Annotated in this window: 20 protein-coding genes, 1 rRNA gene, 1 pseudogene and 1 other annotated feature; of the genes and pseudogenes, 8 read left to right on the top strand and 14 right to left on the bottom strand. The window is 59.4% G+C overall.

Annotated features, from left to right (window positions below):
• From ACKXF7_RS00005 to ACKXF7_RS00040, 8 genes are all read right to left on the bottom strand, one after another.
• Positions 1–1,223: ribosomal RNA gene (locus ACKXF7_RS00005) — 16S ribosomal RNA — on the bottom strand.
• 439 nt (positions 1,224–1,662) lie between these two features.
• Complete coding sequence (locus ACKXF7_RS00010) at positions 1,663–2,337, bottom strand: sigma-70 family RNA polymerase sigma factor (protein WP_249238206.1); 675 nt, start codon at positions 2,335–2,337, stop codon at positions 1,663–1,665.
• A 28-nt stretch (positions 2,338–2,365) separates the two neighbouring features.
• A complete protein-coding gene (spoIIAB, locus tag ACKXF7_RS00015) occupies positions 2,366–2,800 on the bottom strand; it encodes an anti-sigma F factor (protein ID WP_339395299.1) in 435 nt (144 codons plus the stop codon).
• 4 nt (positions 2,801–2,804) lie between these two features.
• Positions 2,805–3,122, bottom strand: a complete 318-nt coding sequence (locus ACKXF7_RS00020) for an STAS domain-containing protein (protein ID WP_249238204.1) — start codon at positions 3,120–3,122, stop codon at positions 2,805–2,807.
• 93 nt (positions 3,123–3,215) lie between these two features.
• Positions 3,216–4,481 carry a folylpolyglutamate synthase gene (locus ACKXF7_RS00025; RefSeq protein ID WP_423741806.1) on the bottom strand — a complete coding sequence of 422 codons (1,266 nt, stop codon included), beginning with the start codon at positions 4,479–4,481 and terminating at the stop codon, positions 3,216–3,218.
• A gap of 3 nt (positions 4,482–4,484) precedes the next feature.
• Positions 4,485–4,997, bottom strand: a complete 513-nt coding sequence (locus ACKXF7_RS00030) for a VanZ family protein (RefSeq protein ID WP_423741807.1) — start codon at positions 4,995–4,997, stop codon at positions 4,485–4,487.
• A 1-nt stretch (position 4,998) separates the two neighbouring features.
• Positions 4,999–7,704 (bottom strand): valine--tRNA ligase, encoded by a 2,706-nt coding sequence (locus tag ACKXF7_RS00035; protein ID WP_423741808.1) that lies wholly within the window; start codon positions 7,702–7,704, stop codon positions 4,999–5,001.
• A 60-nt stretch (positions 7,705–7,764) separates the two neighbouring features.
• Positions 7,765–7,986 (bottom strand) — a binding site (T-box leader).
• Between the two features lie 302 nt (positions 7,987–8,288).
• Positions 8,289–10,076: a bifunctional homocysteine S-methyltransferase/methylenetetrahydrofolate reductase gene (locus ACKXF7_RS00040; RefSeq protein ID WP_423741809.1), complete on the bottom strand. Its 1,788-nt coding sequence runs from the start codon at positions 10,074–10,076 to the stop codon at positions 8,289–8,291.
• Positions 10,077–10,225: 149 nt separating this feature from the next.
• Here ACKXF7_RS00040 and ACKXF7_RS00045 point away from each other — a divergent pair, with 149 nt between their 5' ends.
• The 5 genes from ACKXF7_RS00045 (at position 10,226) to ACKXF7_RS00065 (ending at position 14,959) form a co-directional block, all read left to right on the top strand.
• The gene (locus ACKXF7_RS00045; protein WP_423741810.1) at positions 10,226–10,825 is read left to right on the top strand and encodes a GNAT family N-acetyltransferase; all 600 of its coding nucleotides are present in this window, start codon (positions 10,226–10,228) and stop codon (positions 10,823–10,825) included.
• An 89-nt stretch (positions 10,826–10,914) separates the two neighbouring features.
• Positions 10,915–12,180, top strand: coding sequence for a GTPase HflX (gene hflX / locus ACKXF7_RS00050; RefSeq protein WP_423741811.1), 1,266 nt, complete (start codon positions 10,915–10,917; stop codon positions 12,178–12,180).
• A 529-nt stretch (positions 12,181–12,709) separates the two neighbouring features.
• Positions 12,710–13,150: an Lrp/AsnC family transcriptional regulator gene (locus ACKXF7_RS00055; RefSeq protein ID WP_249238197.1), complete on the top strand. Its 441-nt coding sequence runs from the start codon at positions 12,710–12,712 to the stop codon at positions 13,148–13,150.
• A 147-nt stretch (positions 13,151–13,297) separates the two neighbouring features.
• The gene (locus tag ACKXF7_RS00060; RefSeq protein ID WP_423741812.1) at positions 13,298–13,855 is read left to right on the top strand and encodes a DUF4358 domain-containing protein; all 558 of its coding nucleotides are present in this window, start codon (positions 13,298–13,300) and stop codon (positions 13,853–13,855) included.
• 102 nt (positions 13,856–13,957) lie between these two features.
• Positions 13,958–14,959 carry a glycosyltransferase family 2 protein gene (locus tag ACKXF7_RS00065; RefSeq protein ID WP_423741813.1) on the top strand — a complete coding sequence of 334 codons (1,002 nt, stop codon included), beginning with the start codon at positions 13,958–13,960 and terminating at the stop codon, positions 14,957–14,959.
• 174 nt (positions 14,960–15,133) lie between these two features.
• Here ACKXF7_RS00065 and ACKXF7_RS00070 read toward each other — a convergent pair whose 3' ends face one another.
• Positions 15,134–16,039, bottom strand: a complete 906-nt coding sequence (locus tag ACKXF7_RS00070; protein ID WP_423741814.1) for an Ice-structuring protein — start codon at positions 16,037–16,039, stop codon at positions 15,134–15,136.
• Between the two features lie 131 nt (positions 16,040–16,170).
• Entirely contained in the window at positions 16,171–16,512 is a 342-nt protein-coding gene (locus ACKXF7_RS00075; RefSeq protein ID WP_249238193.1) for an arsenate reductase family protein, read from the bottom strand.
• A 115-nt stretch (positions 16,513–16,627) separates the two neighbouring features.
• Here ACKXF7_RS00075 and ACKXF7_RS00080 point away from each other — a divergent pair, with 115 nt between their 5' ends.
• From ACKXF7_RS00080 to tsaD, 3 genes and pseudogenes are all read left to right on the top strand, one after another.
• Positions 16,628–16,792, top strand: coding sequence for a ferredoxin (locus tag ACKXF7_RS00080; RefSeq protein ID WP_423741815.1), 165 nt, complete (start codon positions 16,628–16,630; stop codon positions 16,790–16,792).
• Positions 16,793–17,068: 276 nt separating this feature from the next.
• Positions 17,069–19,643, top strand: a pseudogene (gene polA / locus ACKXF7_RS00085) (DNA polymerase I).
• Between the two features lie 3 nt (positions 19,644–19,646).
• Positions 19,647–20,654: a tRNA (adenosine(37)-N6)-threonylcarbamoyltransferase complex transferase subunit TsaD gene (gene tsaD / locus ACKXF7_RS00090; protein ID WP_418265612.1), complete on the top strand. Its 1,008-nt coding sequence runs from the start codon at positions 19,647–19,649 to the stop codon at positions 20,652–20,654.
• Positions 20,655–20,717: 63 nt separating this feature from the next.
• On the opposite strand, the gene ribF is transcribed toward tsaD, so the two are convergent.
• The 4 genes from ribF to rbfA form a co-directional block, all read right to left on the bottom strand.
• Positions 20,718–21,635: a bifunctional riboflavin kinase/FMN adenylyltransferase gene (gene ribF / locus ACKXF7_RS00095; RefSeq protein ID WP_423741816.1), complete on the bottom strand. Its 918-nt coding sequence runs from the start codon at positions 21,633–21,635 to the stop codon at positions 20,718–20,720.
• A 67-nt stretch (positions 21,636–21,702) separates the two neighbouring features.
• Positions 21,703–22,587, bottom strand: coding sequence for a tRNA pseudouridine(55) synthase TruB (gene truB / locus ACKXF7_RS00100; protein WP_423741817.1), 885 nt, complete (start codon positions 22,585–22,587; stop codon positions 21,703–21,705).
• Positions 22,588–23,577, bottom strand: coding sequence for a DHH family phosphoesterase (locus ACKXF7_RS00105; protein ID WP_423741818.1), 990 nt, complete (start codon positions 23,575–23,577; stop codon positions 22,588–22,590).
• A 19-nt stretch (positions 23,578–23,596) separates the two neighbouring features.
• Positions 23,597–23,989 (bottom strand): 30S ribosome-binding factor RbfA, encoded by a 393-nt coding sequence (gene rbfA, locus ACKXF7_RS00110; protein WP_249238187.1) that lies wholly within the window; start codon positions 23,987–23,989, stop codon positions 23,597–23,599.
• Positions 23,990–24,065: the final 76 nt, after the last annotated feature.

Raw genomic sequence — 24,065 nt, forward strand, 5'->3', positions numbered from 1 at the left:
TCTTTGTTTAACGCCATTGTAGTACGTGTGTAGCCCAAGTCATAAAGGGCATGATGATTTGACGTCATCCCCACCTTCCTCCGTTTTGTCAACGGCAGTCTGGCCAGAGTCCTCTTGCGTAGTAACTGACCATAAGGGTTGCGCTCGTTGCGGGACTTAACCCAACATCTCACGACACGAGCTGACGACAACCATGCACCACCTGTCTCCTTGCTCCGAAGAGAAAACATATTTCTATGCCTGTCAAGGGATGTCAAGACTTGGTAAGGTTCTTCGCGTTGCGTCGAATTAAACCACATACTCCACTGCTTGTGCGGGCCCCCGTCAATTCCTTTGAGTTTCAACCTTGCGGTCGTACTCCCCAGGTGGATTACTTATTGTGTTAACTGCGGCACTGAAGGGGTCAATCCTCCAACACCTAGTAATCATCGTTTACGGTGTGGACTACCAGGGTATCTAATCCTGTTTGCTACCCACACTTTCGAGCCTCAGCGTCAGTTGGTGCCCAGTAGGCCGCCTTCGCCACTGGTGTTCCTCCCGATATCTACGCATTCCACCGCTACACCGGGAATTCCGCCTACCTCTGCACTACTCAAGAAAAACAGTTTTGAAAGCAGTTTATGGGTTGAGCCCATAGATTTCACTTCCAACTTGTCTTCCCGCCTGCGCTCCCTTTACACCCAGTAATTCCGGACAACGCTTGTGACCTACGTTTTACCGCGGCTGCTGGCACGTAGTTAGCCGTCACTTCCTTGTTGGGTACCGTCATTATCTTCCCCAACAACAGGAGTTTACAATCCGAAGACCTTCTTCCTCCACGCGGCGTCGCTGCATCAGGGTTTCCCCCATTGTGCAATATTCCCCACTGCTGCCTCCCGTAGGAGTCTGGGCCGTGTCTCAGTCCCAATGTGGCCGTTCAACCTCTCAGTCCGGCTACCGATCGTCGCCTTGGTGGGCCGTTACCTCACCAACTAGCTAATCGGACGCGAGGCCATCTCAAAGCGGATTGCTCCTTTTCCCTCTGCTCGATGCCGAGCCGTGGGCTTATGCGGTATTAGCAGTCGTTTCCAACTGTTGTCCCCCTCTTTGAGGCAGGTTCCTCACGCGTTACTCACCCGTTCGCCACTCGCTCGAGAAAGCAAGCTCTCTCTCGCTCGTTCGACTTGCATGTGTTAGGCGCGCCGCCAGCGTTCGTCCTGAGCCAGGATCAAACTCTTTATAAATGATATTTATCACTTAAAAGTGTTAAATCTTGTTCGCTCAGCACGCAATCGCTTGCGTCCTGTGTGAATTACTTTTGGAATTGTTTTAAGTGTTTTTCCAAACACATAAAGGTTCCTTACAAGTTTTTCGATATTGTTCAATTTTCAAGGTCCTGTAGCGCCTCAGCCTTGCGGCTGATAGCTTATTTATTTTATCACTTTCGTGATAAGTTGTCAAGCACTTTTTTGAATTATTTTTGAGTTTCTTGTCGAAGCTCATCGATTCTTCACGTTAGGACGTCTGTTCTAAACTGTTTCATTCTGTCGGACGTCCGCCTGACAGTAATGTATTTTAGCACAGCCCTTTACAAAAAGCAAGCTTTTTCTTCATATTTTTTTGAAAAATCCGGCTTTTTATATTTTGCCCAGTTTTTTCCTTTCAATCTGGAAATTATGACACCTAATCTTCCAAAAGGCGGCGCCGGAGCAGGGATAATATCCTGCGCTCCCGCCGGGAGATCTGCACCTGCGTGGTATGCAGCACCTTTGCGGTCTCGCTCTGAGTCTTATTGCCATAAAAGCGCAGCCGGATCAGCTGCTGGTCCTGTTCCGGCAGAGCCCTGAGCACCTCTTCCAGACTGATGCGCTCGGCCAGTGCTTCTTCCGGAGAATCCACCGGGATATCCAGCTGTCGGTCTCCATCCTCTGTATTTTCCGGGGTCAGGCTCATGGCAGGCTGTGCCGCCTGAATGGCAAGGGTGATGTTCTCCACCGGTTCATCCAGTTCTTCTGCCAGCTGTGAGAGAGTTGGTTCTGTGCCGCAGAGCTTCATGTGATGTTCCCGTGCCGCCTGCACCCGCATGCCAAGCTCCTTGAGAGACCGGCTCACCTTGACGGTGCCGCCGTCCCGGAACAGCTTTTTGATCTCGCCCAGGATCACCGGCACCGCATAGGTGGAAAAGCAGACACCGCGGTTTTCGTCGAAGTGATCGCAGGCTTTGACAAGACCCATGCATCCGGCACTGTACAGATCATCGTATTCCATGCCGCGCCCACGGAAGCGCCCCGCGCAGGCGTGTACCAGTCCAAGGTTCTGTTCAATGAATGCGTCCCTCCGGGTCTTATCGGATACCATGCTTCTGCCCGCCTTTCCTGTTTATGTATCATTCCCGCTGGGCCAGACGCTTGATGAGCAGCACCTTTGTTCCTTTGCCGGGTCTGGATGTCACCTTGACCTTATCCATAAAGCTCTGCATCACCGCAAAGCCCAGCCCGGAGCGTTCCTCCGGGTTGCCGGTGGTGAACAGCGGTTCCATGGCCTGCGGGATATCCGGGATGCCCACTCCCTTGTCCGACACCGTGATATGCACCTCCCGGCCGGGATAGACCGCGATGCTCATGACCACCGGCCCGATGTGATCCGGGTAGGCATGGACGATGCAGTTGGTCACCGCTTCGGACACTGCCGTTTTGATGTCGGCCAGCTGCGGCACGGTGGGGTCGTATCGGGCAAGAAAGGCTGCCGCAGCGCCCCGGGCGTAGCTTTCGTTCACGCTGAGGGAGTCGAACTGGAGCTTTGTCGTATTTTCCGCTTTCATAGAGTCATTCCTCCTTCTGTTCTGTGTCCGTACAGGGGATGCGGGCCAGCTGCAGCACCTTTGCCATCTGGGACGGCGTGTGCTGCACCCGCAGGGCCGTGCCCAGCGTGCGGGCAATGCGCTGACGGCCCAGGATCAGCCCCACGCCGGATGAATCCATAAATCCCACCCCGCCAAAGTCCAGGATCATGGTCTGCGGGGTACGGCTGACCAGTGCATCATCCAGCTGGATGCGCAGGCTCTGCGCTGCATCGTGGTCGATCTCGCCTGCAAGATAGGCGTAAAGCACTTCGCCCGCCGGGCTGAAGCTTACCGTTGCCATGGTTTGTCCATCTCCTTTGCAAAATAAAAGATCCCGTACACATAGTTCCAGTGTACGGGATCTTTCGTTTATTTTTTAGGGAAGCGTGTCGGCTCAGCTGTTTGCCAGCAGTTCGGCAGCTTCCAGTGCGGCAGCCTCACTGCCGCAGACCAGCAGTCCGCGGCGGGTGTTGGCATGCGCCAGTCTGACCGCTTCGGCCAGAGTGGCACACAGCTCCGCATCAAAGTGATACTTTGCCTTCTCGGTCAGACGCTCGGTAAGAGCAGTATCCGTGCCCTGCGGCGTGACGAGATACACCTTATCAAAGGGATTCTCGCTCATGCCGGGCATGGTGGACTTATCCTTCTTCTGTTCCTCCGGGGTCAGGCCGGTCTCCAGCGCGGAGAAGAATGCTTCGGCGCCTTCTTCTTCGGTCAGGCCGATGATGGCACTCATATGGCGCACCTTGGCCATGTTGAGCACCCGCAGCAGAGCTGCTGCCTGCTGCGGAGTGCGGCAGGCATCCAGAATGACCAGCGGGCGCTGCGAGACCACCCGGATGCTGCTGCGGTTTTCCACCGCCGCCAGACCCTCCAGAATGGCTTCATCTGTAATGTCGAAGTCCTTGCGGCAGAGCGCCAGCGAAAGCTCCACAGCCACAGCGGCGTTGCCTGCCGCGTGACGGCCCAGAAAGGCCAGCGGCACAGTGTACCCGCCGTAGTCCACCTTGCTGGCAAACTTTTCCGCTTCCAGAAAGGTGATATCCTCCGGGTCCGGCACCACCAGCTCACAGCCGCACTTTCCTGCGGCTACAATGAGCTCGCTCAGCACTGCCTTAGGCTGCTCCGGCGCGGTGACGCAGATACTGCCCTTGCGCATGACGCCTGCCGCCAGTGCGGCAAGGCGCTCCACCGAGCGGCTCACGCCGTCCGGGCCGACCGAGGTGACGGCGCACACCGGCATACCGGGCAGCGCTTCGGCAAGGCCCGCATCCGGCAGCTCCACCACGGCCAGCGTGCAGCCCGCTGCGCCAAAGCAGTTGGCCGCTGCTGCCAGCTCTGCTGCGTCCCGGGGCAGAGCCTCGGCGGCGGAAAAGGCTTCTGCCGTCAAGGCCAGCAGGCCCTCGTCCACCGGAGCGTCATCGATGCAGATACGCTCCGACAGCGGGCGGGAACCCGCATGATACAGGCCCGCATGGATGCCCTGTGCGTGCAGGATGGCCGCCAGCAGGCGGGCCACCACAGTCTTGCCCGCCGTGCCCGCCACGCCCACAAACTGCACCTTCTGCACCGGCGCGGTGAACGCGGTGCGCAGCTGTTCGGTAGAGGCAAAGCCGTCCGGCAGGGCGGCAAAATACTGATTTGCCTGTTCGATGGTCATTGGTTACTCCTTATTACGATGATGAAACAGCAGCCCGCACAACGCCATGAGCACCAGCGCTGCAAGGATGCCTGCCAGCACACCGGCAGAGTCCAGCCACACATCCGTGACCTGACTGCTGCGGCCCGGCGAGTAGATCTGGATGGTCTCATCAGCCAGTGCGGTGAGCACGCCGCCCAGCAGCGGCACGCTGATGTGCCAGATGTAGTTCCGGGTGTACACCTGCATGCACAGCATGAGCAGGAAGCCTTCCAGCGTATACTCGCAGAAATGCGCCAGCTTGCGCACGATGTGATCCGTCAGGCGCTGGGCAAGGGCCGGATGGCCCAGACGGCGCAGCACTCCCTGCAGCAGGGCAAGCACCCGACCGCTGGAGCCCTGAGAGACCTCGCCGATCTTCATGGAATTGGAAAAGATGAACACGATGCAGCCAAGGAGGGCAAGAGTAAAGAGTACCCGCCCTGCAGCGACCCACGGAAAAGCGCGCTGTGCGCTGCTATGACGACCCCCGCTCAAATCAGCCCAGAGCCTTGATGCTCTGTTCAATGTTGGCGAGCTTGTCCTGACTCTTGGCGTATTTATTGCGGATCTCCTCCACCAGTGCCGCCGGAGCGCGCTCCACAAACTTGGGGTTGTCCAGCTGATTTGCGAACATGGCCATTTCCTTTTCGGCCTTGGCCTTTTCCTTGTTCAGACGTGCCAGCTCCTTGTCGCGGTCGATGAGCTCCATCATGGGGATGAAGCCGCGTGCAGCGTGGGTGGACACCTGCACCATGCCGTCGGTGCTGCCCTCATACTTCTCGGTAAAGGTCACGTCGGTGGCAAAGGCGAACTTTGCCAGATAGACCTGTGCCTTCTGGAAGGGTGCTGCATCGGCAGTCTCGATGATCATGCTGGTCTTTTTGGCGGGGTGGACATTCATCTCGGTGCGCATGGTACGCACGGCCTTGATGTAGTCCATGACCTTTTCAAAGGCTTCCTCTTCGTCAGCCCAGTTGTGAGCTTCATCGAAGGTGGGCCAGCTCTGGGTCATGATGGTCTCGGCAGAGCCGGGCAGCGCCTGATACAGCTCCTCGGTGATGAAGGGCATGAAGGGATGCAGCAGCTTGAGGGCCTTATCCAGCACATACACCAGCACGCGGCGGGCAGTGTCGGCCTGCTGTGCGTCGCCGGAATTCAGGCGGGGCTTTGCGATCTCAATGAACCAGTCGCAGTAGACGTCCCAGATGAAGCTGTTGATCTTGGCAGCGGCCAGACCCATCTCGTAGTGGTCGAGGTTGTCGGTCATGGCACCGGCCACCTGATTCAGCTTGGTGAGCACCCACTTGTCGCTCATGTCCAGCATCTCCTCGCTGGGCAGGCCCGGCTCAAAGTCCTCGGGCAGGTTCATCAGCACAAAGCGGGTAGCGTTCCACAGCTTATTGGCAAAGTTGCGGGCAGCCTCCACCTTCTTTTCGATATAGCGCATGTCGTTGCCCGGGGTGGAGCCGTCCACCAGCATAAAGCGCAGGGCGTCTGCGCCGTACTGGGCAATGACCTCCAGCGGGTCGATGCCGTTGCCAAGGCTCTTGGACATCTTGCGGCCCTGACTGTCGCGCACGATGCCGTGGATGCAGACAGTGCTGAAGGGTGCCTTGCCGGTGTAGGCCAGACCGGAGAAGATCATGCGGCTGACCCAGAAGCCGATGATGTCGTAGCCGGTGACGAGGGTGTTGGTGGGGTAGAAATACTTGAGGTCTTCGCTCTCCTCATTGGGCCAGCCCAGCGTGCTGAAGGGCCACAGAGCGGAGGAGAACCAGGTATCCAGCGTATCGGGGTCCTGGGTCAGCTTTGCGCTGCCGCACTTGGGGCAGGCACAGGGAGCAGACTTTGCCACCACGGTCTCGCCGCAGTTGTCGCAGTACCATGCCGGGATCTGATGGCCCCACCACAGCTGACGGCTGATGCACCAGTCGCGGGTGTTCTTCATCCAGTTCATATAGTTCTTGGTGAAGCGCTCGGGCACGAACTTGATCTCGCCCTTCTCCACGCTCTCGATGGCGGGCTTTGCCAGCGGCTCCATCTTGACGAACCACTGCTTGGACACCATGGGCTCGATGGTGGAGTGGCAGCGGTAGCAGGTGCCCACCTCGTGCTTGAGGGGCTCGATCTCCTTCAGGAAGCCGCCTGCTTCCAGATCGGCCAGAATGGCCTTGCGGGCCTCGAGGGTGGTCATGCCGGCGTACTTGCCGCAGTCCAGCACCTCAGGCTCGTTGATGGTGTTCTTGCCGGCGGCGAACAGAGCATCGGCAGCAGCCTTGTCGGCAGCGCCGGTCATGTGACCGTCATAGGTGAACACACGCACGATGGGCAGGTTGTGGCGCAGGCCCACCTCAAAGTCGTTGGGGTCGTGGGCGGGGGCGATCTTGACCACACCGGTGCCCTTGGTCATGTCGGCGTGCTCATCGCAGACAATGGGGATCTCCTTGTTCAGCAGGGGCAGCACCACATGGCAGCCGTGCAGATGGGCATAGCGGGGGTCGTCACCGTTGATGGCAACAGCGGTATCGCCCAGCATGGTCTCGGGACGGGTGGTAGCCAGCTCCAGCATCTCGCCGGTCTCCTTGACCGGATACAGCAGGTGCCAGAAGCTGCCGTCCTTCTCCTCGTACTCCACCTCGGCGTCAGAAATGGAAGTGTTGCAGTGGGGGCACCAGTTGACCATGCGGTTGCCGCGGTAGATCAGGCCCTTGTCGTACAGGCGCACGAACACTTCCTTGACGGCTTCAGAGCAGCCCTCGTCCATGGTAAAGCGCTCGCGCTCCCAGTCGCAGCTGCTGCCCAGCTTCTTCAGCTGGCTGACGATGCGGTTGCCGAACTTGGTCTTCCATGCCCATGCACGGTCCAGAAAACCATCGCGGCCCACCATCTCCTTGGTCAGGCCCTCGGCACGCATGGCCTCCACCACCTTGGCCTCGGTGGCAATCGAGGCGTGGTCGGTACCGGGCACCCACAGGGCGGCATAGCCCTGCATCCGCTTGGTGCGGATGAGGATGTCCTGCATGGTGTTATCCACCGCATGGCCCATGTGCAGCTGACCGGTGACGTTCGGGGGCGGCATGACGATGGTGTAGGGTTTCTTGTCGGGGTCTGCCTTCGTGTGGAAGTAGCCGCCGTCCAGCCAGAACTGGTAGATGCGGTCTTCCACCTGGCTGGGATCGTACTGTTTTGCAAGTTCTTTCATAGGGTCCTCCCAGTAAAAAATGATGAAGTGGGACGAAAAAAAGCCGTCCCACGGAACGTTCCATGGGACGGCTGTAATAACCGCGGTACCACCCAAATTGCGCAGAACATCCTGCGCCCCTTGATGCCCCGGTAACGTGGGACAGCTCCGAGAGCGGCTTGCTCTTCAGCTCACCGCTCCTGCTCCAAAGTGACAGCACACCGCCCGACCGTACCGGATTCGCAGCATTCTCCGGCTCTCTGAACGGCAAATGCAGTGCGCACTCTTCTTCAACGCATTTATAAAAAGAATATAGCGTTTTTTGTGCGATTTGTCAATTACTTTTTCTTCAAAAGAATTTATCCTGCTGCCTCTTGCGGTTTGGGCCTTATTCGTGAAAACGCGTTTGGAGTGGCCCGCAGGCCACGACAAACGCAAATATAAAAAATATTTTTCCGCTGAAGATGCAACGACGACGACCGCTGCCTGTGGCAGAAACAGAGAGGAGTTGTTGGGGCCGTGGCCAGCAGAATGCAAGGCCCGCTCAAGGGCCGTAGCATACGCTGGGAGCCACAACCCGTCCCAGAGCGAACGCGTCGGCCATTTTAATCTGCAATTCCTTCCTCTTTCAGCCGGGCAATGAGCCGTTCCATCAGGGCGATGCGGTTGAAGGGGGTCATCAGGTAGAAGCCATCTGCATAGGGCGCTGCGGCCTGTGCAGCCTTTACCGAGACTTCCAGTCCCAGCTCTTCGCCCTGCGCACGGTCCAGCCCGGCAAAGCGCTCGATGATCTCAGCGTCCACATGGATGCCGTTGACCTCGTTCTCCATAAAGATGGCGTTGCGCTGGCTCACCACCGGCATGATACCCGCCAGGATCTTTGCCCTGCTGCCCAGCGCTTCCCGGGTCTTTTTCAGGTTTTCCACCGCCTGTGCCGAGAGCACCGGCTGGGTGAGGAAGCCGCTCATGCCATTCTCCAGCTTTTCCTGTGCACGGCGCAGCTCCACATCAAAGTTGCGGGCGTTCAGGTTCAGCGCACCGAACACGGTGAGGGGCGAGGGCATTTCCCGACCCTCGCCTGCCAGCGAGACGATGTACTGCGCCAGCTTGCGGGAGTTGAACTGGTACACGTTCTTCACCTCGTCCCGCTCTGCGGTGGGGATGGGGTCGCCGGTGATGGCCAGCACCTCCCGCACGCCCTCGGCATACAGGCCCAGCAGCAGGGCCTTGGTGGCGTTCAGGTTGCGGTCGCGGCAGGTCATGTGGGGCAGCACGTTCAGCCCCAGCTCCCGGTGCACCCGGCAGGCCACCAGCGAGGAATCCATCCGTGCCCGGGCAATGGGGCAGTCTGCAATGGTCAAAAGATCGGCTCCGGCAGCCTGCAGGCGGCGGGCCCCCTCCAGATAGTCCGTCAGGTCGGCGTCCTTGGGGGAGTCCAGCTCAATGGCAATCACCTTTTTGCCCGCGTTCAGCTTGCGCAGAAAGGCATCGTCCGTTTCCACTTTCGGCTTTACGGCAGCGGGTACCGGCGCTGCCGCTGCCTCCGGCAGCTGCTCCGGCAGCGCATCCAGCGCCGTGCGCAGGGCCGCAATGTGGGCGGGCGTAGTGCCGCAGCAGCCGCCCAGAATGCGCACACCCTCGGCAGCAAGGCCGACCAGCTCCCGGGCAAAATATTCCGGCCTGCCCTGATACTGTACCCGGGTGCGGGTGACCACCGGGTAGCCCGCATTGGGCATGACAGACAGGGGCAGCTCTGTTCTGCCCAGCTGCTGCACCAGTGTGCGCATGGCACCGGGAGCAGAAACACAGTTCAGGCCCACGGCATCCACTGCACCGCAGGCGGTCATGCTGCGCACCAGCTGGGTGCAGTGCCGTCCCTCACGGGTGTAACCGTCCGGCAGCACCGCAAAAGACACCAGCACAAAGGCGTCCGGCACTGCTTCTTTGATCTGCTTCGCGGCTTCGGCCACACCGGCGTCGCTGCTCAGCGTCTCAAACAAAAAGTTCTTTGCACCCAATGCGGCAAACCGCTCGGCAAGGGCCGTATAGATCTGTGCCGCCGGGAGCGATTCCGTATCCGGGGCCGGACCAAGATCGGCAAACACGGCAGCGCCGGTCTTTGCAGCGGCCTGTGCGGCCAGCCTCCATCCCTCGTCTGTCAGGGCCTCCCACAACGGATTTCCCGCCGCCGCCATCCGCGGCAGACCAAAGGTGTTGGTCTTGATGGCATCGGCGCCTGCTTCCAGATACGCACCATGCACGGCCAGAACTCCTTCCGGGTCCAGCAGGTTCGCCTGCTCACACTCCTGCCCGGGCTTTGCTTTATAATAGGTGCCCATGCCGCCATCGAACAGCAGCGGACGCTTTTTCAAGATCTCACGCACATCACTCATGGAGCGTTCTCCTTTTCCCACAAAAACACTTGGCTTTTAGTTTAATGCACAAAAGCAGTCTGGTCAAGCGTTTTTTCGCGGCGGCGCTTGCAGGAACGCCAAATTTGTGCTATCCTATGCATACTTTATAAAATAGGGAGGTGTGTGCCATGCGCCACGCCGGAACGCAGGAGCTTGAGACTGACCGGCTTTTTCTGCGCCGCCTGCTGCCGGAGGATGCCGGCATGATGTACGCAAACTGGGCGTCCGACCCGCAGGTGACCCGTTTTCTGCGGTGGGAGCCCCACAAAAACGCTCTGGAAACGCTGGGCCTGCTGGCGGCATGGGCCACGCTCTACCCGAACCCGGACTACTACCAGTGGGCCATTGTGGAAAAGGCCTCCGGACAGGTGTTCGGCAGCATCGGCATCTTCAACGCCGCGTTGGGAGATGCCGGTCAAAAAGCATTCTGGCCGGAGCTGGACCTCTCGGGCGGCATCTGGGAAGCAGGCTACTGCATCGGACGGAGCTGGTGGAACAGAGGTTTTGCCACCGAAGCGCTGAAGGCTGTGACCGCGTACTGGTTCAGCCATACTGACGGGGACTGGCTGACCTGCTGCCATGCCAAGGCAAACCCCGCCAGCGGCCGGGTGATGGAAAAAGCCGGTTTTGTGTACCACCACGACACCGTTGATCACAAGTTTGACGGCACACCGGTGGAATGCCGGTGCTATCTGTTAACAAGGGAACGATATAACAAAATTGACTAACGACCTTGCCACCTCCGTCATCGCTGATGCGCTGTCACCTCTCCCAGAGTGGGAGGGCGAACCATATCACCTAAAAGAAAGGACTTACCGTGAGCGAACTTTACGATATCTTAGTGGAAACACCCCCGACGAAGGTCATTCTGCTGGCGCTGGATCAGGGCCTGTGGGATTGTGAGCGCAGTCTGGCAGAGCTTTCTGCCCTGTGTGAGGCTAACCACATGGAAGCCGTGGCGCAGGTGACCCAGAAGCGCCAGACCCCGGAGACCGGCATCGTGCTGGGCAGCGGCAAACTGGAGGAAGCCAGCCTTGCCGCCGAAAGTCTGGGCGCGGAATGCGCCGTATTTGACGGCGAACTGACCGGCAGCCAGATCCGCAACATCTCCAATGCGCTGGGCGGGCTGGAAGTGATCGACCGCACCATGCTCATTCTGGAAATTTTCCGCAGCCGCGCCGTCACTAACGAGGGCAAGCTGCAGACCGAGCTGGCCCTTCTGCGCTACCGTCTGCCCCGTCTGCAGGGCATGGGCGAGGCGCTGAGCCGTCAGGGCGGCGGTGGTGGTGGCGGCGGCGGTGCCCGCCGTGGTGCCGGTGAGACCAAGCTGGAACTGGACCGCCGCCATGTGCACGCCCGCATCGATGCGCTGGCTGAAAAGCTGGCCGAAATGGAAAAGCGCCGGGGCGAGAGCCGCAAGGCCCGTGCCAAGACCGGTATGCCGGTGGTCAGCCTTGTAGGCTATACCAACGTGGGCAAATCCAGCCTGATGAATGCTCTGTGCGGCCCCAGCGTAGCCGAAGCGGACATGCTGTTCGCCACACTGGACCCCACCAGCCGCAAGCTGGTGCTGCCCAGCGGCATGGCCGTGCTGCTGGTGGATACGGTGGGCTTTGTGTCCCGCCTGCCCCACAATCTGGTGGAGGCCTTCAAGTCCACGCTGGAAGAAGCCGCATGGTCGGACGTCATCATCCGGGTGGCAGACGCAGGCGATGAGCAGCGGGAAGAGCAGCTGGCCGTCACCGACGAGGTTCTGGACGGGCTGGACTGTGCGGACATCCCCCGCCTGACCGTCTACAACAAATGCGACAAGCCGGGTGCCATGAGCTTTGACCCGGACATCCTGCTCACCAGCGCCAAGACCGGCTATGGTCTGGACACCCTGCTGGCAAAGCTGGACGAGGTGCTCAGCGACCGGGTGCACACCCTGCGGGTGCTGCTGCCCTACGATAAGCTGGGCCTTGCCGCCCCCATGCGGGAGCGGGGCAGCGTGCAGGTGGAAGAATACCGGGAGGACGGGCTGTATCTGGAGGGCATCGTCAAGACCGAGGACCTGCACTGCTTTGAAGGGTATCTGGTCTGATAGGCGTACACGATTTAAATCGCCTCCTCTGTGCTCCGGCTATCGTCAGCGGAATCATATTTTGAGATAGAGCAAGCCCGGAAAGTCTGCAGACTTTCCGGGCTTGCATTTTCACGGATGGGGTCGCAGCCGAAAGCAGCTGCTCTATGGGTCGAGTACATTGTCTGCCACTGCTTTTTTCAAAAAGAAAAATCCCCAGCAAACACAAAAACCCGCCTGGCAGCGGGTTTTTGTGTATAGAGGGGTGGGAAAGTATATAAAGTAGTGAATCTCAAATCCAATCGGCAGGCACATTGTGCATCGCGCCGCCTTGCATGATGTATTATACCCCTTTTTGTTTTCTTGTCAAACAGATTTTTCCGGTTTTGCTTTAAATTAAGTCTTTACTTTTCCATCAAAACTTTATATAATTAACACAAACCCAAGCAAAAGCAAACCTTTTCAGCATTTGTATGTTTGCACCAACAATAAAACTTTACTTTCAAAAAATTTTATACAATCCAACATATTTTCAAAAAGGAGTATTCCCATGGACGATCTGGATCGCAAGATTCTCTCCCTGCTTGCCAAGAATGCCCGTATGCCGGTCAAGGAGATCGCCGAGCAGATATCGCTGACCAGCCCTGCGGTGTCCAGCCGCATCCACAAGCTGGAGACGGACGGCATCATCAGCGGCTACACCGTCACCCTGAACCGCCCCGCCGACCGCGTGTACGTGGACGCCCTCATCAGCCTTTCGGTGGCACCGTCCAAGCAGGACGCCTTTCTGGAGCTGCTGCAGAACAGCAAGGAGGTACTGCAGTGCTACCACGTCACCGGTGCCTACACCTTCCTTGTCAAGGTGAGCTGCGGAAGCATGCCCCAGCTGGAGCATCTGATCCTGCAGTTCCAGAAGCTGGGCACCACCAGCACCCAGATCATTCTCTCCACGCCCGTGAACCATGGCGAGCTGGACGCCCTGATGCTGTGAGCCGTTCATAAAAAGGTTACGTTTGCGGTGCAATCCTGCCGGGATGTGGTTCGTATTACGGATAGCAGGCGCAAAACGGCACACACTAATGCCAAGCCGCCGCACCTGTTTTCAGAAGCTGTTTTTACACAGGAAAGGAATGCATTTATGAAACGTATCATCGCCGCACTGCTTGCCGGTCTGTGCCTGTTTGCCCTTGTGGGCTGCTCTGCCGGCAGCAAGGCCGACTCTGCCGCCCCCAAAGACTACTCCCAGATCATCCACGACGCCCGCACCGACGAGGACAACGAGTACGATATGATCTTTACCAAGGGGGAAGACGGCAAATTCACCGCCATCGACGGCTACAGCGCCGAGTACGAGGCCGACCAGCTGAACGACGAGCTGAAGGACATCGTTTTCCCCCTGCTGGGCCTTGAGGACGGTAGCTACGAGAGCTTTGCCGCCTCGGTTTCCTCCATGATGGTGCGCAGCTACGCCATAGCCATCGTGAAGCCCGCCGAGGGCAAGACCGACGCCGTGAAGGCCGCACTGGAAGCCTATGTTCAGAGCGAACAGCAGTCCATGGAGCACTACCTTGAGGACCAGTATCAGATCGCCAAGGCAGCCACCGTCACCGTAGCCCCCACCGGCGAGGTGATCCTGGTGTGTGCCGAGGATCACGACACAATTCTTTCCAACATCGAAAAAGCCCTTGCCGCGTGATTTCGCGTTCCGGAGACCGCATCCTGTCAGGATGCGGTTTCTTTTTGCGCCGGGATATGCTATACTGGCATTGTAATTGTGCACAGACTTAGGAGTGTCTTTATGTATAAAGCGACCATCGTGATCCCGAACATCAACGGCAAGGGCTGGCTCAAGGATTCCATCGAGTCGGTCTATGCCCAGACTGAGCAGAGCTTCCGGCTCATCGTAGTGGACAACGGCTCCACCGACGAAAGTCTGGAGCAGGCCCGCAGCTATTGCAGCCGCGAAAATTTCACCCTCATCGAAAACGACACCAACACCGGCTTTTCCCACGCGGTGAATCAGGGCATTGCTCTGGCCGACAGCGAGTATGTGGTGCTGTTCAACAACGATGCCTTTGCCGAGCCCCAGTGGCTGGCCGAGCTCATCCGCACCGCCGAGACCGACCCGAAAATTTTTGCAGTGCAGAGCCTGATGATCCGTCACTTTGACCGGGAGCTGGCCGACGACGCAGGCGATTATGTCACATGGATGGGCTTTGCCTGCAAGACCGGTGATGGCCGCCGCGCCAGCCGCTACACAAAGTGCAGGCGCATCTTTTCTGCCTGCGGCGGTGCGGCGCTCTACCGCAAGAGCATTCTGGACGAGATCGGCAATTTTGACGAGAACTTCTTTGCCTACTTTGAGGATGTAGATCTGAGCTGGCGTGCCAACAATGCAGGCTATAAGAACCTGCTCTGCCCTACTGCCAGATGCTACCACATCTGCGGTGCCAGCACCGGCGCGGTGCGGTACAACGCTTTCAAAAGCCAACAGAGCGGCCGCAACAGCATCCTTCTGCCCCTCAAGAATGAGCCGCTGCTGATGCTGGTGCTCAACTTTATCCCTCTGGCTGCAGGCTACCTGCTCAAGTGCTACAAGTTCCACAAGCAGGGCTTTGGGGAAAGCTGGGACAAGGGGATGCACGAGGCCTTTGCCCTGCTGAAAGCCGGCAAGCTGGGCAAGCGGCCCTTCCGCCTGAGAGACCTGCCCAACTACATTCTGATGGAGCTGTGGATGATCTGGAACATGGTGCCGTATCTGTGGTACCGGCTGGTGGTGGTCAGGTTCGATCTGAAATAACACACAGGCAAGAAGCCGTTTTCCGCTGTGCCCCTGCCGTAAAGAAGCACCCCGGGAAAATCCGCAGATTTTCCCGGGGAACAAATATAAATAGTATTTCCGCTGAATATGGTCAAAACGCAAAAGGGACCGCTGCACCAAAACTATGCAGCGGTCCCTTTTGTATTTGTGTTTTTACCCTGCGGTGCTGGCGGCATCGTCCGCAGCAGGGGCTTCGGCCACGGCGCTGTCTGCGCCGTTTTCTGCCTGTGCCTCCGGCTCAACGGCAGAAGCCGCCGAATCTGCTGCATCCGAACCGGCTGTGGCAAGGATGGCATCCTGCACATCGCTTTCTGCCATGGGCTCCGGCAGGCTTGCGGCAGATGTGCTGTCGGTGCTCTCGGCCTTGGTCTCGCTCTCGGTCAGGCCGGTGAGATACCAGCTGCCGCTCTGACGCTCGAACAGATAGTCCATGTACTTGGTGGGCGTATCCGAGGACACATTGATGATGCTGTCGTCATTGCTTGCCGTGGGGATGTAGCCCACGGTAACGTGCAGCTTGCCGCTGCGCTTGAACAGCTTGGTCACCACTGCACGGTAATAGCCCACGGTGCCGGTGACGGGGATCTTATAGCACTGGGTGGCATCGTCGAATTCGATGGTCATGTCCTCCATCTCAAAGCTGCGGTGGGTAAGCTTGAAGCCCGGGCCCAGCAGCTTTGCAAGGTAGGCGTCCACATCCAGCGAGGGCAGCAGCAGCTGTTCGGTGTCGGGGTCGGTATTGTAGTTGTCAAAGCCGCCCTGCGTTTCCTGGATGCTGTAGATGCAGCCCCACACCGCTGCCTCGCGCAGGGTCAGGTCGTCGATGTTCTCAATGCCGTCAAAGGGCATGGGGTCAAACAGCACCAGCCCTTCCAGCTTATCCTCATATTCCTGCTTCTGTGCCGTATCGTCGAACAGGTTGGCCACAGCGCCCACACCGGCCCGCAACACAGTAACAAAGCCCACGACCACCAGAATGGCGACCAGAAGGCCCAGTGCCTGACGCCCGCGGCGGCGCTGCACGCGTGCATGTTCTTCAGGGGTAATAGAATGTTTCATGTTTGTTGTATCTCCCAGGGTTGTCAAATGGTACAGTATTCAGTATACCACATACCGGCCCATTGTGCAAAACCATGCCCGTGGTTTTTTTGTGAAAGTACGCGGAGTGCGCCGAATGGACGCAGCTTGCATCATTCCCAGCTTTTCCAGACATCGGGCTGATAGCCCACGGTCGCCTGACGCCCATTGCGCACAATGGGCGTTAAAAACAGCTGCTGGTTTTCAAACAGCTTGTCCTCTTTCTGCCAGTCCACCAGTGCGTCCAGAAGCGCAAGGGTCTGCTTATCCTTGGCCTTGGGGTTCACCAGTTTTTCCCAGCCGCCCAGCGCCCGAGCCACGTTGTCGAACTCGCCGCGGCTCATTTCTTTTTCCTTCAGGTCGATCATCTGGAATTTGACCCCCCGCTCCTTGAAATAGCGCTGGGCCTTTTTGGTATCAAAGCACTTACTGGTGCCGAAGATCTGAATGTTCATGGTACTTCCCTCCTGAAAGTCTATTTTACCACAGCTGCGGGCCGTTGCATAGGCATAATTCGCAGCCAGCCGGGCCATACTGCCTGCAAGGCAAGATCACAAGGAGGTTTTTTCTATGAACGCATACGTTGATCCCGACCTTTGCATCGGCTGCACCCAGTGTGCCGGGCTGTGCCCCGCCGTGTTCCACATGGAGGGCGTTCTGGCAGTGGCCGAGCCCGGGCCGATCCGCCGGAGGAGGTGCCGCAGGCTGTGGATGCCGCCAATGCCTGCCCGGTGAGCGCTATCCGCATTGAGGAGTAAACGCTCGACGATCCGGCAATACGTTTTTACGTCCTCCCGACGCTTGCCGGAGGGAAGCATGACCACCTGCACTTGCAGATAGCACCTCAACTGCCGCCTTTCGAGACGGCAGTTTTCGTTTGACATCCTTTTTGCAAATTACAGGCAAAAGCGCCCGTGCTCCTGTTGCAGTTTTTTACGCAAAAATCCCCCGCTGGGTGCGGTTTTGTGCTATACTATAAGATGAGTAATAATGCAACGGAGGAACACGACTATGCGTTTACTGGTCATTGACGGCAACAGCATTGCCAACCGCGCCTTTTTCGGCATCAAGCTGCTGACCACCAAGGACGGACGATACACCAACGCCATCTATGGCTTTCTGAATATCCTGCTCTCCCTGCTCAAGGAGTGCGAACCCGACGAGGTGGCCGTGGCCTTTGACCTGAAGGCCCCCACCTTCCGCCACAAAATGTATGATGGCTACAAGGCCACCCGTCACGGCATGCCTGAAGAGCTGGCCCAGCAGATGCCGGTGCTCAAGGAGCTGCTGGCAGACCTTGGCTACCGCACCGTCACTGCCGAGGGCTGGGAGGCGGACGACATCCTTGGCACGCTGGCCGCTGCCTGTGCCGCCCGGAAGGACGACTGCTTCCTTGCCACGGGAGACCGGGACAGCCTGCAGCTGGTCAGTGACACCACCACTGTGCTGCTTGCCGCCACTGTCATGGGCCGCAGCAAAACGGTGACGATGGATGTGGACGCCATTCAGGAAAAATACGGCATCCAGCCCAGACAGCTCATTGAGGTGAAGAGCCTGATGGGCGATGCCTCCGATAATATCCCGGGCGTGCGGGGCATCGGTGAAAAGACCGCTCTGTCTCTGGTGCAGAACTTCGGTTCGCTGGAGGGTGTGTACGAGCACATCGACGACAAGCGCATCAAGCCCAAACAGCGGGAGCACCTTCTCGAATGCCGCGAAATGGCCGAGCTGAGCCACACGCTGGGCACCATCCGCACCGATGCGCCCATTGACACCGCCGAGGGCTCTTACAAGGTGGGCGAAGGCCGCAAGGCTGAGGCTGTGCGCCTTTTGCAGGAGCTGGAGAATCCACTCCCTCATTCCCCGCTTTGGGCTGGCCGGCGTTGTCCCTGCTGCACCGGAAGGCGAGGACGGCATCGAGCTTGCACAGGCAGAGCTGGAAGCCCTGCCGCTGGCTCCTTCCGGCACCTATCTGGTTGCCTCCCGCCCCGCCGTCATGGGCAAGCAGGGCACCCGCAACGTAGTGTTGCAGCCGGAAAGCTGGTACGCCGTGCAGGACTGCACCGTTTACCCGCTGGAGGACGCCGACCTTGTGCGCCTGCTGGACAACGCAGACGTAACCCTGGAGGTGTTCAACTCCGCGCCGCTGTACGCCAAAGCCATGGCCGCAGGCGGCTGGGGCAGCAGCATCGTGTGGGACGGCAAGCTTGCCGCCTACCTGCTGGACGCTTCTGCCTCCAAATATCAGATCAGTGAACTGGTGTCCAGCTACCGCGCCTCGGCCGCCTTTGCCTGCACCGATTACCCGGACGCAGGCCGCCTTGCCGATCTGTTCAGCAAGATGAAGGCCGAGATCACCGCCTGCGGAGAGGACGCCCTTTACAACGAGATCGAGTTCCCGCTGGCACAGGTGCTGGCCGATATGACCCGCACCGGCGTGCTGGTGGACAAAGACGGCATCGAGCAGTTCGGCGTAAAGCTGCGCACCGAGCTGGAGCAGGTGCTCACCCGCATCCACATGGAGACCGGCAGCGCCAGCTTCAACCCCAACAGCCCGAAGCAATTGGGCGAAATGCTGTTTGATACCATGGGCCTGCCCCACGGCAAAAAGACCCAGCGCGGCTGGTCCACCGATGCCGAAACGCTGGAAAGCCTGCGGGATTACCCGCTGGTGGAGGACATTCTGCAGTACCGCGCCTACCAGAAGCTGAACTCCACCTACGTGGAGGGCCTGCTCAAGGTGATCGGCGAGGACGGCCGCATCCACTCCACCTTCAACCAGACCGAGGCCCGCACCGGACGGCTCTCCTCCGACAACCCCAACCTGCAGAACATCCCCATCCGCACCGAGCTGGGCAGCCAACTGCGCGCCTACTTTGTGGCAAAGCCGGGCTGTGTGCTGGTGGATGCCGACTACAGCCAGATCGAGCTGCGCATTCTGGCCCACATTACCGGTGATGAGCACATGCAGCAGGCATTTTTGAACGGTGAGGACATCCACCGCAGCACCGCCGCAAAAATTTACGGCATCCCGCAGGAAGAGGTCACCTCCCGTCTGCGCTCTTCTGCCAAGGCCATCAACTTTGGCATCATGTACGGCAAGGGTGCCTACAGTTTGGCCAAGGACATCGGCGTGACCGTGAAGGAAGCAGACGCCTTCCTCAAGAACTATCTGGCCGCCTTCCCCAAGGTGAGCGGCTACATGGACAAGACCATCGCGGACGCCAAGGCCGTGGGCTATGTATCCACCCTGTTCGGCCGCCGCCGCGCCCTGCCGGAGCTTTCCAGCTCCAACTTCAACGTCCGTTCCAGCGGCGAGCGGATGGCCCGCAACACCCCCATTCAGGGCACTGCGGCCGACGTGATCAAGCTGGCCATGGTGCGGGTATGGAAGCGGCTGCGGGACGAAAAGATGGAAAGCCGCCTGATTCTGACCGTCCACGATGAACTGATCGTGGAGGCCCCGCAGGTCGAAGCCGAAAAGGCTGCGCAGATCCTGCGGGAGGAAATGGAAGGCTGCGTGCAGTACGCCGTGCCCCTGAGCACCGATGTGCACGCAGGCAAAAACTGGCTGGAGGCCCACTGAAAAATGATCATCTTAGGAATTGAATCCACCTGCGACGAGACCGCCGCAGCGCTTGTGGAGGACGGGCGGCATCTGCTGAGCAACGTCATCTCCACCAGCGTCAAAGAACAGGCTCTGTACGGCGGCGTCGTGCCGGAGATCGCCAGCCGCCGCCACTGTGAATTTATCAGCGCCACGGTCAAAAAAGCCCTGCTGGACGCAGGCAGGACCATCGACGATGTGGACGCCGTAGCCGTCACCTTTGCGCCGGGGCTCATCGGTGCAGTGCTGGTGGGTGTGAACTTTGCCAAGGGTCTGGCCTACTCAGCGGGCAAGCCGCTGGTACCGGTGCACCATCTGCGGGGACACATCGCCGCACTCTACCTGACCCACCCGGAGCTGAAGCCGCCCTTCCTCTGTCTGGTGGCCTCCGGCGGGCACAGCCACATCGTGGAGGTGCAGGACTATACTCACTACCACATCCTCGGCCACACGGTGGACGATGCCGCCGGTGAAGCCTTTGACAAGGTGGCCCGCACGCTGGGTCTGCCCTATCCCGGCGGCCCCAGCGTGGCCAACGCCGCCAAGACCGGCGACCCCAAGGCTTACCGCCTGCCGGTGCCCCATGTGGAGGGCAAATACAACGTGAGCTTTTCCGGCCTGAAGACCGCCGTGCTGAACGAGGTGAACAAGGCTCAGATGAAGGGCGAAGAAGTGAACGTACCCGACCTTGCCGCCAGCTTTCAGGAGCGCATTGCGGGCATTCTGGCCGAAAAGCTGCTGCTGGCCGCCGCGGATACCGGTGCAAAGCAGGTGTGTCTGGCAGGCGGCGTTGCCGCCAACGGACGGCTGCGCCAGCTGGTGAACGATGGCGCCCAGAAGCTGGGCGCCAAGGTCTACCTGCCGGAGCTGAAATTCTGCGGTGACAATGGCGCTATGATCGCGGCGCAGGGGTATTACCAGTACATTGCAGGGCACACCGCCGGGCTGGAGCTGAACGGCCTGCCTACTTTACCCATCGACTACGAATAAGCAGCAAAAAAAGACCTGCCTTTCCGGGTTCTCCGGAGGGACAGGTCTTTTTCTTATGCACACTTATGCAAAATATTCCTGCGCACGCTTTGCAGCGTTGTTGATGCAGGTCCGCAGCTCGTCCAGCGTATCAAACTTTTTGCTGGGGCTGAGGTAGGCGTGGAACTCCACCACCGGGTCGGTGCCGTAGAGGTCGCCGGAAAAGCCCGGAATGAAGGTCTCGCAGGTCACCTTGGTGGCGTCGTCGTTGACGGTGGGGCGGCTGCCAAGGCCGGTGGCCGAAGGATACCATTTGCCGCCGATGAAGGTGCGGGTGATATAGATGCCGCTGCGGGGCAGTTGAAAGCCCTCGGGGTACAGCTGGTTGATGGTGGGCACCCCCAGCGTATGGCCCAGACCCGCACCGTGCTGCACCTCGAACCGGATGGCGTAGGGCATCCCCAGCATGGCGTTTGCTGCCGGGATGTCGCCGCCTTCCAGCGCGGTGCGGATGCGGGTGGAAGACACCGGCTTTTCCTCAAACTGCGCCATGGGCACCACGATCACCTCCACGCCCAACGGAGCGCAGAGGGTGCGCAGCAGCTCCGGGTTGCCGGCCGCTTTGGCACCAAAGGTAAAGTTTTCGCCGCAGACCAGTGCCCGGGCGCGGCAGTCCCGCACGATGCCCAGCACGAACTGCTCCGGCGTCAGGCCCTTGATCTCCTCAAAGTCCGGCGTGAGGTAATACTCCACGCCAAGGCTTGCCACCAGTGCGTGTTTATCTGCTGTGGAGAGCAGCCGTTTGCCCTTCATCTTGTTCACCACCGGCAGCCTGAAGGTGAACAGTGCCGGCGCTGCATCGTTGGCTCCGGCCCACTGCACTGCCTCGTTGATCACTGCCCGGTGGCCGATGTGGATACCGTCAAAAAAGCCCATTGCCACTGCGGTGCCTTTTTCCGGCTGCGCCAGCGGCAGCGGCGCAAACTGTGAAATGATCTGCATGGGTCTTGTTTCCTTTTCTTTCGGGATACGCCCTCACCCGCCCTTGCGAAGCTGACCGGTGAGGGTGTCAATTTCGTTCTACGAACAGCTTTTCTACCCGGAGCACGCCCTGCACGATGTTGGCAAGGCCCAAAAACTGTCCTGCCGCATTGCGCACCCGGTAACGGCCATCTGCCGCCGGGTAGCGGCTGGTGGGGCAACCGTTGTACAAATGCTGCTCCACCCATGGCTCCACCACCAGCAGCGGCAGGCTCTCGAACACGCTCTCTACCGGCAGCATCAGTGCTTCCAGTGCAGGCAGACCCTGCTCTTTGACGGCAAGGATCTCTTCCAGCGTGTGGGCGTCGGCTTCGGTGTACACCCCGGCCGAGATGCGGCGCAGCGCGCTCATGGTGCCCTTCTGACCCATGGCGGCGGCGATATCCTCCAGCAGCGTGCGGATATAGGTGCCCTTGGAGCACTGCACATCCAGCACATATTCATTCTCCGCCGGGCTGCCGCCGTAGGTGATGCTGTAAATTTCAATGGGGCGCGCCCTGCGTTCCACGGTCACGCCCTCACGGGCCAGCTTATACAGCGGCTGGCCGTTCAGCTTGATGGCCGAATACATGGGCGGCACCTGCATCTGCGGGCCGATGAACTGCGGCAGCACCGCCAGCAGTTCCTGCTCCCCGGCGGTGACGGGTGCGGTCTCCAGCACGGTGCCGGTCACATCACCGGTATCCGTGCGTGCGCCCAGCCGGAGCACCGCGCGGTAACTCTTATCGTGGTTCAGCTGCAGGTCCACCGCCTTGCTGGCCCCGCCGCAGAACACCGGCAGAACACCGGTGGCCATGGGGTCCAGCGTGCCGCTGTGGCCCAGCTTGCGGGTGCCCAGCACGCCGCGCAGCTTTGCCACTACATCGAAGCTGGTCCAGTCCATGGGCTTGTCAACGATCAGGATGCCCTGCATTTATGCTTCCTCCTGCGGTGCGTCCAGCTCGGCTTCCACCTCTGCCAGAATTGCATTTTTTGCGTTTTCCAGATTGCCCAGCAGCTCACAGCCTGCAGCGCGGCTGTGACCGCCGCCGCCCAGACGCCGGGCGATGGCGCAGGCATCCACACCCTTTGCGGTGCGCACGCTGATACGGTAGCTGCCACCGGGCTGCTGCCGCAGGGTCAGGCCCACCTTGACCCCTTCGATGCTCACGGGCAGGCTGGTCAGCTCTTCCAGATCGGCCGGGTCCACCCCGCTCTGCTCGATCTCGTCCCGGGTGAGGTAGATGAGCGCGCACCGGCCGTCCAGATAGTACTCCAGATGGTTGCGTGCGATGCGCTCCGCTTCCATGCGCTCACGGGGCTTGGTATCGAACAGCAGGGTGTTCAGCTCCTCCACATGGCAGCCCGCCTCAATGAGCTTTGCCGCCACAAGGTGGGTGTTGGCCGTGGTGGAGGAAAAGCGGAAGCATCCCGTGTCGGTGGCAAGGCCGGTGTACAGGCAGTCCGCGATGTGTGGGGTGATGGCCACGCCCATGGCGCAGATGACCTCGTACAGCAGCTCTGCCGCCGCTGCGGCGCTGCCATCCAGCAAGGTGAAGTCGGCATAGCCGCTGTTGCCCGAATGATGATCGATACACAGGTCCACATGACGTGAATACTGCGGCACGCCGTTGTTTTCGCCAAACAGCTGTACGCCGGCAACATCCACAGCCACCACCGTTTTTGGCTCAAACTCTCCTTTGAACATGTGCGCATTGGTGAACGCATACCGGGTGGGAATGGCATCGGAGCAAAGCACCGCTGCCTCCTTATCCAGCATTTTCAGGGCACAGTACAGGGCACTGCCGCAGCCAATGGTATCGCCGTCCGGGTTTTTGTGACACAGAATCAAAATGTTGTCCGCAGTCATCAGGCGCTGGGCCATCTGCTGCACATTCAACTGCTCTGTCATTCCATGATCCATCCTTTCCGCACCGGCTGAATTATTCCTCGGTCTCCTCCGGTGCATCGGCTTCCGTATCAGCGTCGCCGTTCACGTTCAGCGTGCGGAGCAGCTCGTTGATGTGGGCCGCGTAGGCTGCGCCGTCATCCTCTACAAAGATAAAACGGGGAGCCTTGCGGATGTGCATTTTTTTGCTCACCTCGGTGCGCACATGACCGGCTGCGCGGTTCAGTGCCTCGATGGCGGGCTTAGGGCCGTCCTCGCGACCCATGACGCTCACATATACCTTGGCCACATCCAGGTCGGGGGTCACATCCAGACGGGTGACGGTCAAAAGACCGCCCTCCAGCCGGGGGTCCTTCAGTCGGCCGATGATGGCAATGACCTCGCGCTTCATGTCCTGCGCAAGGCGGCCCATATTTTTCTGAGACATAGTATTCTCCTTACAAAAGAAAACCCTCTCAGCCTCGCTTCGCTCGGCAGCTCTCCCGAGGGGCGAGCTTTTTGCG

This window comes from Faecalibacterium sp. 7 (genome assembly GCF_049562865.1).
Classification (GTDB): Bacteria; Bacillota; Clostridia; order Oscillospirales; family Ruminococcaceae; genus Faecalibacterium; species Faecalibacterium wellingii.